The 14,597-nt window shown below is 54.8% G+C and carries 13 protein-coding genes and 1 pseudogene; 8 read left to right on the top strand and 6 right to left on the bottom strand.

Translation table 11 applies throughout. The features are described 5' to 3' along the window. Positions 1–95 precede the first annotated feature (95 nt). Positions 96–1,394 carry a flagellar hook protein FlgE gene (locus tag OAN307_RS24530; protein WP_015502093.1) on the top strand — a complete coding sequence of 433 codons (1,299 nt, stop codon included), beginning with the start codon at positions 96–98 and terminating at the stop codon, positions 1,392–1,394. Positions 1,395–1,413: 19 nt separating this feature from the next. Continuing rightward, complete coding sequence (locus OAN307_RS24535) at positions 1,414–2,139, top strand: FlgK family flagellar hook-associated protein (RefSeq protein WP_144055683.1); 726 nt, start codon at positions 1,414–1,416, stop codon at positions 2,137–2,139. A gap of 100 nt (positions 2,140–2,239) precedes the next feature. Here the strand turns inward: OAN307_RS24535 and istB are convergent, their stop codons facing one another. The 4 genes from istB to OAN307_RS24555 form a co-directional block, all read right to left on the bottom strand. Next, entirely contained in the window at positions 2,240–2,992 is a 753-nt protein-coding gene (istB, locus tag OAN307_RS24540; RefSeq protein ID WP_015497935.1) for an IS21-like element helper ATPase IstB, read from the bottom strand. Then, entirely contained in the window at positions 2,989–4,488 is a 1,500-nt protein-coding gene (gene istA / locus OAN307_RS24545) for an IS21 family transposase (RefSeq protein WP_015497934.1), read from the bottom strand. The genes istB and istA overlap by 4 nt, the downstream gene beginning before the upstream one ends. Positions 4,489–4,722: 234 nt before the next feature. Further along, positions 4,723–5,058, bottom strand: a complete 336-nt coding sequence (locus OAN307_RS24550; protein ID WP_015502094.1) for a hypothetical protein — start codon at positions 5,056–5,058, stop codon at positions 4,723–4,725. Further along, positions 5,055–5,327 (bottom strand): rod-binding protein, encoded by a 273-nt coding sequence (locus OAN307_RS24555; RefSeq protein ID WP_015502095.1) that lies wholly within the window; start codon positions 5,325–5,327, stop codon positions 5,055–5,057. The genes OAN307_RS24550 and OAN307_RS24555 overlap by 4 nt, the downstream gene beginning before the upstream one ends. A 111-nt stretch (positions 5,328–5,438) precedes the next feature. Here OAN307_RS24555 and OAN307_RS24560 point away from each other — a divergent pair, with 111 nt between their 5' ends. Together OAN307_RS24560 and OAN307_RS24565 are read left to right on the top strand one after the other, a co-directional pair. Next, on the top strand, positions 5,439–7,472 hold the full coding sequence (locus OAN307_RS24560; protein WP_015502096.1) for a flagellar hook-length control protein FliK: 2,034 nt from the start codon (positions 5,439–5,441) through the stop codon (positions 7,470–7,472). A gap of 14 nt (positions 7,473–7,486) precedes the next feature. Continuing rightward, entirely contained in the window at positions 7,487–8,149 is a 663-nt protein-coding gene (locus OAN307_RS24565; RefSeq protein WP_015502097.1) for a flagellar hook capping FlgD N-terminal domain-containing protein, read from the top strand. Positions 8,150–8,151: 2 nt separating this feature from the next. Here the strand turns inward: OAN307_RS24565 and ubiB are convergent, their stop codons facing one another. Next, positions 8,152–9,684 carry a 2-polyprenylphenol 6-hydroxylase gene (gene ubiB / locus OAN307_RS24570; RefSeq protein ID WP_015502098.1) on the bottom strand — a complete coding sequence of 511 codons (1,533 nt, stop codon included), beginning with the start codon at positions 9,682–9,684 and terminating at the stop codon, positions 8,152–8,154. 1 nt (position 9,685) lies between these two features. Next, positions 9,686–10,432 carry a bifunctional demethylmenaquinone methyltransferase/2-methoxy-6-polyprenyl-1,4-benzoquinol methylase UbiE gene (gene ubiE / locus OAN307_RS24575; RefSeq protein WP_015502099.1) on the bottom strand — a complete coding sequence of 249 codons (747 nt, stop codon included), beginning with the start codon at positions 10,430–10,432 and terminating at the stop codon, positions 9,686–9,688. Between the two features lie 88 nt (positions 10,433–10,520). Between ubiE and mutM the strand changes: the two genes are divergently transcribed. The 4 genes and pseudogenes from mutM to rpsT all read left to right on the top strand — a co-directional run bounded on the left by mutM (position 10,521) and on the right by rpsT (position 14,145). Next, on the top strand, positions 10,521–11,372 hold the full coding sequence (mutM, locus tag OAN307_RS24580; RefSeq protein ID WP_015502100.1) for a bifunctional DNA-formamidopyrimidine glycosylase/DNA-(apurinic or apyrimidinic site) lyase: 852 nt from the start codon (positions 10,521–10,523) through the stop codon (positions 11,370–11,372). A 63-nt stretch (positions 11,373–11,435) separates the two neighbouring features. Then, on the top strand, positions 11,436–12,212 hold the full coding sequence (locus tag OAN307_RS24585; RefSeq protein WP_015502101.1) for an enoyl-CoA hydratase: 777 nt from the start codon (positions 11,436–11,438) through the stop codon (positions 12,210–12,212). Positions 12,213–12,267: 55 nt separating this feature from the next. Then, positions 12,268–13,464, top strand: a pseudogene (locus tag OAN307_RS24590) (IS1182 family transposase); the annotation flags it as partial. 417 nt (positions 13,465–13,881) lie between these two features. Continuing rightward, positions 13,882–14,145: a 30S ribosomal protein S20 gene (gene rpsT, locus OAN307_RS24595; protein ID WP_015502102.1), complete on the top strand. Its 264-nt coding sequence runs from the start codon at positions 13,882–13,884 to the stop codon at positions 14,143–14,145. Positions 14,146–14,597: the final 452 nt, after the last annotated feature.

The following is a 14,597-nucleotide window of genomic DNA, read 5'->3' on the forward strand; positions in this document are numbered from 1 at the left end:
ATTGTCCTGCATTTTATCTATTAGCGACCTGTTAAGTGCCTAGCATGTAGGCGTGACGCAAGTTCGTCGATCCTTGTGACAGAAAGGCCAAGTTTATGACAATATCATCTTCTTTTAATGCCAGCGTGGCGGGACTTGCATCCAATGCCAGTCGCCTCGCGACGATCTCTGACAATATCGCAAACTCGTCTACCTACGGGTACAAACGTGTGGTTGCTGACTTTCATTCGATGGTCGTTGATGGCGGCAAAGGCAAATATACAGCTGGCGGCGTCGGCGTAACCACCCAACGCCTGATCGATGAAAGGGGTCCGTTGGTCGCCACTAGCAACGCGACGGACCTTGCGGTGCGCGGGCGGGGAATGTTGCCAGTGACGGAACGATCTTCTGTCTCTGTTGGATCAGAAAGTGATTTCTCACTACGGTTGGCCACAACAGGATCCTTCAGAACGGACGCAGAAGGATATTTAACGACAACCAATGGCCTGTTACTGTTGGGCTGGCCGTCAAACGCTGATGGCAGTCTGCCAAACCTGCCGCGCGACACGATTGGCGGCCTTGAACCGATCCGCATCGATACAAACCAGTTCATCAGCGATCCGACAACCAATGTTGAGCTGGCGGTAAACCTTCCCGCCACAGCGACTGAGGCAGGCGCCTCTGGTGATACCGAAGAGTTGCTAGTCGAATACATTGATAACCTCGGTATCGCTGAGACTCTGACCGTCAGCTTTGCACCGAATGTTCCGGCCACTGGCGCGACAAATGAGTGGACTATGTTCGTTGAAGATAGTGCAAGTGGAACGATTATTGGTGAATATACCATTGAATTTGACGATTTGGCAGGGCTTGGGGGCCGTTTGCTTAGCGTCAACAACACGACCGGTGGCGCGTATACCGCTGATGGCACAGTGTCAGTGACGACGGACAGCGGAACAATCGAAATTGATATTGGCAATATCGGTGAGCCGGGTGGTCTAACCCAACTCAGCGATAACTTCGCGCCAGTCTCTATCATCAAGAATGGCTCGCCCGTTGGCACTATGACTTCCGTTGAAGTTGATGCAAATGGCTTTGTCCGCGCCCTCTTTGATAATGGCGTGTCGCGCATAATGTATCAGGTTCCTTTGGTTGATGTTTCGAATCCGAATGGCCTGATCTCCGAAGATAATCAAAGTTACTCGGTGACACCTGAAAGCGGTCAATTCTTCTTGTGGGACGCAGGCGATGGTCCAACGGGGGACATCGTCAGTTTCGCACGCGAAGAATCGGCAACTGATGTGGCCGCTGAACTGACAAACCTAATCAAGACGCAGCGCGCCTATTCATCCAACGCCAAAGTCATTCAGACTGTTGATGAAATGTTGCAGGAAACCACAAACATCAAACGTTGACGACATGAGGTAATCTGCCATGAGTATTTCGAACTCTCTTTCAAACGCCCTATCGGGGATGAATGCCGCGTCGCGGATGGCCGAAATTGTGTCCTCAAACGTCTCGAACTCGCTGACGGATGGTTATGGTCGACGGTCGCTGAATCTATCTTCGGCAGTAGTTGGTGGGCGTGGCGCTGGTGTGGAGATTGGTTCAGTTAACCGCCATGTTGATCGTGGTATCCTTGGTGATCGCCGTTTGGCGGGTGCGAGTTTGGGTGGTTTTGGTTCGCTCGTTTCCACCCTGAACCGCATTCAAGACACGGTCGGTCAGGCAGGGGATAGTGGCTCAATTTCCGCCCGAATTGTCGCTGTTGAATCCGCTTTAATCGACGCCGCTTCTGATCCAGCCTCCACGATTCGGCTGTCGTCGCTTGGGGGTCGGTTGAGTGATGTTGCCGCCAGCCTCAATGCGTCCTCAGGCGACATTCAAACACAAAGGGCGCAGGCCGACACGTCCATTGCCGGACAGGTGAGTCAATTGAACACGGCCCTCGCGCAGGTGGAACAGTTTAACGTGGATATTTCGTATTCCCACCACAATGGCGTTGATCCCTCTGGCCTTCATGATCAGCGACAACGCGTCATTGACGTTATTGCTGAGATTGTCCCAGTACGTGAACTTGATCGTGATGGTGGGCAAGTTGTCAATCGCAGAGTAAAATGGGACCTCTGTCGCGGGGTAAGAAGGGGCCATTTCGGGTGATGTTTGTGTGGCGCTTTGGTGGGCGTGCTTGTCATATAGCTAACGCGCGCCAAAGCGCATGTTGGCCCTAGGGCCACCATTGTTCTGATCTGGATGGGGCTTACTTTTGTTTGTTACGGCTGTGTTTGAGCCTGTAGCTTTCGCCGTTCATCTCAAGAATGTGGACGTGGTGGGTCAAACGGTCCAGTAACGCGCCTGTCAGGCGCTCAGAGCCAAAGACCTCGGTCCATTCATCGAAGGGCAGGTTCGAGGTTATGATGATGGACCCGCGTTCGTAGCATTGGGATATGACTTCAAAGAGCAATTCCGCGCCCGATTTGCTGAGGGGCACAAAGCCCAGTTCGTCAATGATCAACAGGTTCTGGCTTGTCAGATGTTTTTGAAGGCGCTGCAATCTCCGCTCATCTTGGGCTTCAATCAGGTCATGGACCAATGCTGCCGCCGTTGTGAAGCGAACCTTCAGTCCCCTCTGACACGCAGCCAACCCAAGTCCCAAAGCGATGTGCGTCTTGCCCGTGCCTGAGGGGCCAAGGGCGATGATATTCTCCCTGCGATCCACGTAGTCGCAACGCGCCAGATCCATCGTCAGCGGCTTGTTCAAGCTGGGCATGATCTTGAAGTCAAAGCTGTCCAAGCTTTTGGTGCTGGGGAACTTCGCCGCTTTGATCCGACGTTCAATCATCCGCCGTTCACGGTCGATCAACTCCATCTCACACAAGCGCGCCAAGTAGTGGATGTGGTCTTTGTTCTCTGCAGCACAGAGCTGCGCCTGTTTGGCATACTCGCCTTGGAACGTTGGCAGTCGCAGTTGTTTAAGATGATGCCGCAGAAGGATCTGAGGGGCTTCAGTCATGCCGCCGTCCTCCCCATCAGGCTCATGTAACTGGACGGGCGTGTTGTGCCGACATTGGCCTTGGGCAAGTAGGGATAGAAGTCCAAATCCAATCGCGGTGGCCGCTTCTCAACTCTGCACAGCACAAGATGTTTTACAGCGTCATACCCAATCGCGCCCAGATCAATGGCATGCTGGATCGCACCCTGCACAACATCCATTTCGAACGTCTCCAACAGACGAAGGACCTGAACATATTCCCGCTTGCCCGGCTTACCCATTCTGGCTTCAAGCAGCCGGTGCAGCGTGGCAAATACATCTGGCAAATTCCAACCCTGCAAAGGCGCGGCCTGATCCAAGGCACCCACCTTTTGTTCAAGCAGGGGCAAAAAGTGCAACGGGTCAAAGATCATATCCGCTGATGTGTAGGATCGTTTGTGCCGCGCAATAATCTCGTTGCCGCAGCCGATGATAACCTCATGCACAAACCCACGCACGTGAACGTCGTGGTGCGCATAGGCTACTGGCACCGAGTAATCATTGCTGCGATAGCGCACCATTGAGATTGACGTGGCCCGCGTGCTGACGTGATCGCAGGCTTCATATTCTGCGATGGGCAATCCCATCAGAGCATCCAAATCCGACATCAGGCGTGCGCCTATAGTTTGGGTGTGACCCCGCAACGTATCGCCCTGACGTGCTAAACACTTCTCTTCCAAATGTGTGTTCAGATCATCAAAGCTGTCATAACGAGGTGCGGGAACCATGAAGTTGCGGCGGGTGTATCCAACCATGCCCTCAACGTTGCCTTTATCGTTCCCTCGCGCGGGTCTGCCAAACTTGTCATCAAACAAGTAATGCGACTGCAGCTCCGTAAACCGACGTGTGCGGATGCGCGTTCTGTCCCCGAGTATCCGAGCCACGGCGATCTTGGTATTGTCGTAGAGAATGGATTGCGGAATGCCGCCAAAGAAAGCAAAGGCCGAGACATGGCCATCACAAAACGCCTCGGTTGTCTCAGCTGGATACCCCTTCACAAATACAGCATCAGAATGCGGCAGGCTCATCACGAAGAAGTGGATCTTACATTCTACGCCGCCAATCACGCCAAGGGTCTCGCCAAAATCGACCTGTGCATGGCCCGGACGATGCGACAGTGGCACAAACACCTCTTTGGTGCGCCGCTTTTGCTCCCGAACGTAATAAGTCACCGTCGTCAGGCTGCCAGCATACCGATGTTCGTCGCGCAGGCGTTCAAAAATACGCTTCGCTGTATGCCGCTGCTTTTTGATCAGGGCCTTATCTGTGCGCAGGATCTTGTCGATAACACCGACATAATCATCAAGCGTTGGGCGACGTGGCGCTTCTGAACGGCGGTAACCAGGTGGCAGTGCATGACGCAGCATCTTCGCGATCGTCTTACGGTCCTTGTTAAAATATCGAGCCGCTTCTCGGGCTGACATACCGTCCTTCAAACAAGCGCGGCGCACACGATTATAAATATCCACAGAATACATCTCCCGCCCTCCGAATAAACGAAGGGCACAAACTGGCGGAATTTTACTCCGCTACAACTGCGCTATGTCGCAGCCGTTTCTGTGGCCCATTATTGCTGTGCGTTTTACATCTGACGGATGTCTGATCCAGCTCGGATCAGTGCCACCAAACTCGGGTGCAACGCCACCATGCCAACTGCAACCTAACGAGGCCTTAACGACCGTATGGCAATTCTGTGGCCTTTAAATACAATTTTAAAAGTGTCGCTCTGTCCCGCGCGTCGGTTGCGAAATTTGGGTGGCCTTGCCGGACGAATCGTAGCTGGATAGCGTTGTGCGCGCCGCGCGTTGCTGGTTCAAGGTTGCCAGGACAGCCCCGACGCCCTCCCGCGCGGCGGCGAATAAAGTGCTGTTGTGGGCGAGCGCGGCTGCCAACAATCGCAAATCTGCGGCACCCGCGTCTTCAAACTGGGTAGAAAGCGATTCCTTTTCAGGAATCAACGCGCCGACAGTTTCAAAATCACCCCTCAAGAGCGCGGCGCGCTCGACCTCAAGAAGATGGGTCAATTGGCCCATTGCGCGTTTCGTCATCGGGATTTCGCAATCATGGCATCAAACATCGATTGTGCCAGACCGATGCCACCCGCTTGTGTCATCTGCTTGGCTTGTTCATCACGCAGGAACGATGCGAACTGGTCTTCGCCTGCGCCACCGCCAAAGTCTTCTGGCGTTTCGCCGACCCCCGCCGACTTCAACATTTCTGCCAAGAACACCGCCTCAAGTGATTGCGCGACCGCCATCAGTTGATCTTCGCGCGCGCTGGTGGGTGCAACTGCGGCCTGGGTTGGGCGTATTTCCATTCTGAAAACTCCGATGCGGACAATTTTTCTGATGTTTAAGCGGCAGCGGTAAAGATTGAGTAAGTATCTGCGCGGTAAAGACAGGCCAATCGCACTTGATCGGAGAAACCGGTGACTCAAATTGACACGTTGTTGACTGCCAAGGTGCAGCCGTCGTCGCGGCCCGCGGCGAAACCGGCCATCGATGCCCAAAGTGAACGCGCTGGTGAATTTGCGCAGTTCTGGTCCGCTCAGGTCGACGCGCATCCCGCAAAAGACGCGGCTCAGGTCTCGATCGCAGATGCGCTGCCAGATGTAGATACTGCGAAAACGACCAAAGTGGCTTCGCCTGAAGGCGCTCTTAGTCCCATCCCGCTGCTGCGGCCAAAAAATGACGTCCCACAGTCGCAAACCACGGCAGCTGCCACGTCAGAAATACGCCACTCGGATGCCTCGCCAAAAATGGATGCCCGCCTTAAAACAGTGGCGTCAGAGCCAGTGCTGAACGTTGCCGCGCCCCGCACGCCGCAGGCTGGCGTTCCCGCCGTGGCAAATAGTGTGGCCCCTAAACCCGCGCCTGATGTCCAGCCTGATGTCCAGCGATCCACGCCTTCACAGGCGGTTCAGATAAACGCGACCGACCCACTGCAACGGCCAAAAAATGACGTCCCCCAGTCGCAAGCCACGGCAGCTGCCACGCCAGAGATACGTCGCTCAGATGCCCCGCCAAAAATGGATGCCCGCCCTAAAACAGTGGCGTCTGAGCCAGTGCTGAACGTTGCCGCGACCCGCACGCCGCAGGCTGGCGTTCCCGCCGTGCCAAATAATGCGGCCCCTAAACCCGCGCCTGATGTCCAGCCTGATGTCCAGCGATCAACGCCTTCACAGGCGGTTCAGATAAATGCGACCGACCCGCTGCTGCGGCCAAAAAATGACGTCCCCCAGTCGCAAACCACGGCAGCTGCCACGTCAGAAATACGCCACTCGGATGCCTCGCCAAAAATGGATGCTCGCCTCAAAACAGTGGCGCCAGAACCAGTGCTGAACGTTGCCGCGCCCCGCACGCCGCAGGCTGGTGTTCCCTCCGTGGCAAATAGTGTGGCCCCTAAACCCGCGCCTGATGTCCAGCGATCCACGCCTTCACAGGCGGTTCTGACAAGTGCGACCGACCCCGCGCCACGCTCTGCCTTGCCTCTTGATCGTGGACAAACGTATCGTCCACACCTTACGCCAAAAAATGGGGCACCTCATGCAGTGTTGCAGTCCAAAACGGCGCCCCAAAACGCGCAACCTCTTGTGCCCCAAACTGAACCACACGGATCGCAAACTGTTCCGGTGCAGGTGAACAGAGCTGCAGAAGAAACGACTGACCTTGCACCAAAATACGCTCCGTCACCCCGCGTGCCACAAGCACCTGCTGCAACTGGCGCGGCTCAAGTGATCTTGCCACAGCCACAGAACCTGCAACGCCCAACGTTGCCTATCGCTGAAAAGGCGCTCATCGTCCTACCAGAAACAATAGCCCCCCCCCAACCTACTCGCGACACATTGTGGAGCGTGGCAGCACCGTCGTTGCGGGCCCCGAGAACGTCACCCATGCCGCCCATGTCAGCTGCAGTCCCAACCGCACCTATTTTGGCAACGTTGGCACCACCCGACCTAGGCTTAATCAGCGATGAGCAGCTCGACGCAGACCACGGCATTCTGTCCGTTTCACAAGGAACAGTGACGACGACGGTCGCGACCGCTGCTTTGCAACGCACCTTTGCCCCGCAAGTCGCCCACCAAATCGCCACTGCGATTGTTCAAACATCTGGGGCCACGACCGAAATCGCCCTGAACCCAGAAGAACTTGGCCGTGTGCGCATTTCATTGACGGGTGGTGACACCGGCCTGACTGTTGCGATCATTGCCGAACGCCCCGAAACCGTGGACCTCATGCGCCGTAACATCGACCTTCTAACGCGAGAGTTGCGCGAAATGGGCTACGAAAACCCGACCTTCACCTTTGGCGACCAATCCAATGACGCCGATCAAGATCAAGATCGAGATCAGGGTGATGGCACGGCGCAATCGCGTACGACTTTCGAACACTCAGCTATCGACGAACACCCCATGACCAGCACGCGGGTCGCCCTTTCTGGCGGCCTCGACCTCAAACTATAACGGAGCAGATCCCCATGGAAATCAGTCCAGCCCTCACCCCCGTCACGCAACCCTCATCTGCGCCGCAAACAGAAACCTCAAAAACTGTCATCAGTTCCGACTTTGAGACATTTCTAAAGATGCTCACAGTGCAAATGGAAAATCAGGACCCATTGAACCCCACAGATTCGTCAGAATACGCCCAGCAATTGGCGACCTTTTCTGGCGTCGAACAGGCAGTCCTGACCAACGACCTGCTGTCCGCGCTGATGGTGCAAATGAACACGACGGGCATGGCGCAGATGGCCGATTGGGTCGGCAAAGAAGCCCGTGCGACGGCCCCTGGTCATTTTGATGGCAGTCCGATCACCATCGCCCCAAACCCTGCCGCGGCTGCTGATAAAGTAGAATTGGTAGTCTTTGATTCCGATGACAACGAGGTTCAGCGTTACGATATCCCTAAATCAGCCGACCCAATTGAATGGGCTGGAACGCAAGCTGACGGAACCCCGTTCCCATCGGGCCTTTACCAATTTCAGGTCGTAAGCTCTGCCAGTGGTGTGCCCATTTTGACTGAAACCGCCGACATTTACGCGCGCGTACAAGAAATACGAACCGAAAATGGCCAATCTATTCTGCTACTCAAAGGCGGTGTATCCGTGCTCGCGTCAGAAGTCAGCGCCCTGCGCGAAGGCTGATTTCAACCAAATACCGATATTGCGACGGCCGCCGCAGTCGCAATACTCGCCCCCAACGTCACCCATGCAAACGCGGGCCAATAACTGCGGCGTGGTGGGGCCGCAGGTTCTTCGCCAAGCCGAATCAACGCGGCTTCTGCCAAGGCAGGTAAGCGCGGCCCGAATCGCGCAAGAACGCGGGCAGTTTTGGCCAAATCATCCGCGATTGCGCGCGGCCCAATGCTTTTCTTGATGTAGGCTTCGACCACTGGTTTTGCTGCATCCCAGATATTCATGCGGTGATCGAACGTCCGCGCGACGCCTTCAACCACAACCATCGTGCGTTGCAGCAGGATTAGTTCGGTTCGTGTTTCCATGCCGAATCGTTCCGTTACCTCAAACAAATAAGACAACAGTCGCGCCATTGAAATTTGCTCTGCGTTCATGCCAAAGATCGGTTCGCCCACGGCGCGCAGCGCGCGCGCAAATTCGTTCACATCGCGGTCGGCGGGCACATACCCCGCCTCAAAATGCACCTCAGCCACGCGGGTGTAATCGCGCCGGATAAATCCAAACAGGATCTCGGCATAAACGCGCCGCGTGTATTCATCCAGATGCCCCATGATCCCAAAATCATAAGCAATAATATCGCCGTTCGGTGCGATTTTCAGATTGCCGTGGTGCATGTCCGCGTGGAAAAATCCGTCGCGCAGCGCGTGGTTCAAAAACAACTGGATGACGCGGCTCGACAGTTCCGTAAGGTCGTGCCCAGCGTCGGCAATTGCGTCAACGTCCGCGGCGTTGATCCCCTCGGCCCAATCCAGTGTCATAACGCGGCGCGCCGACAGGCTCCAACGCACGCGCGGCAGCATGAACCCTTTGTCCTGCTCAGTATTGTCCGCAAATTCAGACGCGGACGCGCTTTCAAGCCGAAGGTCCAGTTCGCTCGATACAACGCCTTCAAAATGTTCAATCACATCCAAGGGGCGCAATCGGCGTGCCGATCGGGAGAATGTATTGAAAACAGATGCAGCCAGATAGAACGCGTCGACGTCTTTCTGAAATGCCTTTTCGATCCCGGGGCGCAGCACCTTCACGGCGACAAATGCGCCATCCTCGATCAAACGCGCTTTGTGGACCTGCGCGATTGATGCAGCCGCCACGGGTTCTGAAAATTCGCTGAACACCGAATCGATCGAAACTCCTAATTCCTTCTCAACCTCGGCTTTCGCGACCTCGATCGGGAAGGGCGGTAGTTTGTCCTGCAAGACGCGCAATTGAACCGCCAATTCTGCGCCAACCACGTCTGGTCGTGTCGATAAAACCTGCCCAAACTTAATGTATGCGGGACCCAAAGCGTGCAGCGCCCGTGTTAGGGGTGGCAGGGTCACATCGCCCTTCAACCCAAGCCATTGAAATGGCCAAACCAAGCCACGCAGGGCTATCCGCGTCACCCTGGGGGCTTCGGCAGCGTCCAAAATCACCGTCATCGCACCTGTGCGTTCCAGCGTCGCACCGGTGCGGATCAGCCGCCAAATATTGTGCGGGCCGCGCATGCTACAGCTTCCAACCGGAATGCAGACACGCGATCCCGAGGCTTAGGTTGCGAAACTTCGAATTGTCAAAACCCGCGTCCTCAATCATGCCTAGGAACGTGTCCTGATCAGGAAATTTACGAATAGATTCAACCAGATATTGATAGCTGTCCCGATCACCTGTAATCAATTTACCCATCGCAGGAATCGCATTGAACGAATAGACATCATACATCTTTTGCAGCATGTCGTTAGGAATCTGGCTAAATTCCAGCACCATCAATCGCCCACCGGGTTTCAACACGCGGTACGCCTCACGCAATGCGTCTTGCGGGCGCGTGACGTTGCGAATGCCAAAACTGATTGTGTAAACGTCGAACGTGTTATCCTCAAACGGCAGCGCCATCGCGTCGCCTACAATCCAGTCGAGCGAACTCTCTAATTGTGCCGCGTCAGCCCGCTTGCGGCCTTCGATCAACATCGGTTCCGTAAGGTCCAGCACCGTCGCATGACCAATTTTGGCACGTTTCAGGAACCGGAACGCCACGTCGCCCGTTCCACCCGCCACATCCAACAGCTTTTGCCCCGAGCGCGGTGCCAGCCAATCCATCATCGCATCTTTCCAGATGCGGTGGATGCCAAGGCTCATCGCGTCGTTCATCACGTCATATTTGCTGGCGACACTCGAAAAAACGCCACGCACAAGCTCTGCTTTGTCGCCTTCTGGCACGGTTTCAAAACCGAAATGGGTCGTCCGATCGTTCGTCATATCGTGGCACCTTGCGCAGTTTAGTTGGCAGATATAGCGTCCCACCTTCAGATACAAATAGCCAAATCAGCGCAAGGGGTGGCGGCATATGCCCGAACTACCAGAAGTCGAAACCGTGCGGCGTGGGCTCATCCCGTCGATGCAAGGTCACGTGATCATGCGCGCTGACGTCAATCGCCCTGATTTGCGCTGGCCGTTCCCTGACAACATGGCGGCGCGTCTGACGGGCGCAAAAGTTACCGCGCTGCGTCGCCGTTCCAAATACGTCCTCGCTGATCTGGACCGCGGCGAAACTTTAATTATCCACCTTGGGATGTCTGGGCGCATGACCGTGTCTGGTGATCCGTTGGGTCAATTTCACCACGACCATCCCGCAGCTGCAAAGCACGACCATGTGGTGTTTCACATGGCAAACGGGGCCCGCGTGACATTTAACGACGCGCGGCGGTTCGGCGCGATGGACCTCACGCAGACCGACACGTTGGACGATCATTGGCTCATCAAGCCTATCGGCCCTGAACCGCTGGGGAACACGTTCGACGAAACCTACCTGATAAAGGCGCTCGCGACCCGCAACACACCGATCAAGACGGCGCTGCTGGATCAGCACGTCGTCGCTGGCTTGGGTAATATCTACGTCTGCGAAGTCCTGTTTCGCGCCCGGATCAATCCAACGCGAAAGGCGAAAGACCTGTCCAAGAAACGCGTCGCGTCCCTTGTGCCGATCATTCGCGATGTCCTGACCGAAGCCATTGCCGCAGGGGGCTCATCGCTCAAGGATTATCGCCAAGCGGATGGCGAACTTGGCTATTTCCAAAAGGCGTTTCAGGCTTACGACCGCGAAGGTCATATCTGCCAAACGCCCGAATGTACCGGATCGATTGCCCGCATTGTGCAATCTGGCCGATCGACATTCTATTGCCCTACATGTCAAAGATAGCTTGCCCTTGCGCCACGCTTTGATAACCCTGAGCGTTCATAAACGAGTCCGGAGCATCCCCAAATGGCCTACGAAACAATCATTGTTGATATTGCCGACGGCGTCGCGCTGATTACTCTGAACCGCCCCAATGCCCTCAACGCGTTGAATTCGCAGCTTTTAGGTGAACTGGCGACAGCCGTTGAAAAAGCCGACGTGTCCGACAAGGTGCGCTGCATCGTGTTGACCGGATCAGACAAGGCCTTTGCTGCGGGTGCGGATATCAAAGAAATGGCGGACAAAACGTTCGTCGAAATGTACCGTGAGAACTTTTTTGGCGCAGAAACCGACCGTTTCATCAAGACCCGTAAGCCAATTATCGCCGCAGTGTCCGGCTATGTCCTTGGGGGTGGATGCGAACTGGCGATGATGTGCGATTTTATTATCGCGTCTGACACTGCAAAGTTCGGCCAGCCGGAAATCAACCTTGGCGTGATGGCGGGTCTTGGCGGCACACAGCGGCTGACGCGGTTTGTTGGCAAGTCTAAATCCATGGAAATGCACCTGACCGGACGTTTCATGAATGCCGAAGAGGCTGAAAGATCCGGCCTTGTTAGTCGCGTCGTCCCCGTCAAAAAGCTGAAAGAAGAAGCTATGTGCGCGGCTAACAAGATCGCTGAAAAATCACGCCTCGCGACAATGGCCGTCAAAGACGCCGTGAACCGCGCCTATGAAACAACAATGGCCGAAGGCATCAACTATGAACGCCGCCTGTTTCAATCACTGTTCGCAACTGAAGATCAGACCGAAGGCATGGCGTCCTACGTAGAAAAGCGCGAGCCGCAATTTCGCGACAAGTAACTCAATTCATGTAATGCAGCCTATCCAACGTCGCGCGCCAGTCGCGCACGCGCGGTTGGTGGGATACGTCATGGGCATTCGATCAGAACGGCGTCTGTGCGAAGAGGTCCATCTGAACCTCGCCTATCGTTGGTTCTGCAAGATGGATTTGTCGGATCCAATTCCAGATCACTCGACATTTTCCAAGAACCGGCACGGGCGTTTCCGCGACAGCGATGTGCTGCGTCATGTGTTTGAGACGGTGGTCGCACAGTGCATTGAGGCAGGCTTGGCGAGTGGTCAAAGATATGCCGCCGATGCCAGCATCATTGCTGCTGACGCCAATCGCCAAAAATCCACGCCCAAGGCAGATTGGAAGCCAGAGGCGATTGATCCTAATGAAGCGCCACGTGCAGTTCGGGAATACCTCGACACATTGGATGATGCTGCGTTTGGCGCAGCCAGCCCAGTTACACCCAAGTTTATCTCGCATTCAGATCCTGCATCCCAATGGACTGGAGCCCGCGGTGGCCCAGCATATTTTGCGTATTCTACCAACTATTTGATAGATACAGATAACGCCGTAATCCTTGATGTGGAGCCAACTCGCTCCATTCGGCAGGCTGAGGTTGGTGCCGTCAGGACCATGATTGATCGGGTCCGTGAGACGCATGATCTAAAGCCTGAACGCCTCATCGCAGACACCGCTTATGGCTCAGGTGCCATGCTGGATTGGTTGGTCGAGAAGCGTGGGATCGCGCCACATATCCCTGTCATAGATAAGTCAGGCCGCACGGATGGAACTTTTGAGCGAGCCGATTTCACTTATGACACCGAGAACGACCTATATATTTGCCCGGACGGCAAAGAGCTCAAGCAGTATCGGCGCGCGTTCAAAACACCAAGATTGGGACCAAACAAAGACGAAACGATACGGTACCGCGCCCGCAAGTCCGATTGCGATCAATGCGCATTGAAAGATAGATGCTGCCCAAAAGAGCCTAAGCGAAAAGTAACTAGATCAATCTATGAAAGCTCACGCGATGTTGCCCGCCAATTGGCCCAGACAAAGCAATACAGCATCTCATGCAAGTTGCGCAAAAAGGTCGAAATGTCCTTTGCGCATCTCAAACGCATTCATGGCCTTGGCAGGCTCCGATTGCGCGGTCCAAGCGGCGCACATGACGAATTTATCCTAGCCGCAACCGCCCAAAACCTAAAAAAGCTCGCGAAACTGGCTCCAAACCAGAACCGTATCGAAAAAGCAGCGTGACAACGTTACTTGGCAAGATTGTCAGAAAGGGACCCACTCGGAAATTGTCGGGTTTTTCAACAGAATAGGACCCTCGCGTCGCTTCAAACACTGGAATGCCGCGTGCTATAATGCTGCCGCCAACCCATGGGCCACATCGATCATCTTGCATCCGTGCCTCACAGCCCGATGGCACCCAGCCCTATGTTGTTAATGTCGTGTGGAATCCTGTGGTTTTCGCACCCCTGACGCGCCATAACTGCCCTTGCAAAAGGATGTTTGCAAAACGCCCACACCCCGCCTATACGCGGCTTTGAAATGCGCGTGTTGCCCGCTTAGGCACGAATCAATCCGGTTCAGTGAACACTTTGTTCAAACTCCCGGTGGGCCATGTGCGTTATAGAATTTTAACAAACGAACCCGAAAGAGACTGATTAAATGGCAAATACTCCACAAGCTAAAAAACGCGCACGTCAGAACGAATCCCGTTTTCAAGTTAACAAGGCCCGTCGTTCGCGCATCCGTACGTTCCTGCGCAAAGCTGAAGAAGCGATCGCTTCTGGCGAAAAAGACGCGGCAACCGCCGCCGTTCGCGCCCTTCAGCCAGAATTGATGCGTGGCGTGTCCAAGGGTGTCTTTCACAAGAACACAGCTGCCCGCAAAATGTCCCGCCTTAGCGCACGCGTCAAATCTATCGCATAATTTTCGGTCTTTACCGATTCTCAACATTCATTGATTTAGGGCGGCCCAGACGGGCCGCCTTTTTGTTTTCGTAGTGCCATTCCTGACACCCGATGAATGACTTATCCTTATAATTCAAAGGTACCCCAGATTCGTTTCACATCGATTGCTGTCAAGCGTATCTTACAGTTGAAATTGCAGCCCCTGCAGGTCTAGTTTTACAGAGCGATTCATTTCGTTCCTGGGGGAACGTGAGATAATCAAACAAGGAAACGACCGAATCTACACCATAGTGGACGGGCGCAAAACGGTCTTGAACCGAACCTCGTTTGATACATTGACGGATGCATGGGTTGGGAAACCTTGCTGAACGACAACGTGGCTCACGCTATCTGCGACGCCAGCTGATTGAGGGGAAAATTCTCTTAGATAAGTTGGTTCAACGCATCAGTGTTAGGACGGCGCCGTCACAT

The organism is Octadecabacter antarcticus 307 (assembly GCF_000155675.2).
In the GTDB taxonomy this organism is placed as follows: Bacteria; Pseudomonadota; Alphaproteobacteria; order Rhodobacterales; family Rhodobacteraceae; genus Octadecabacter; species Octadecabacter antarcticus.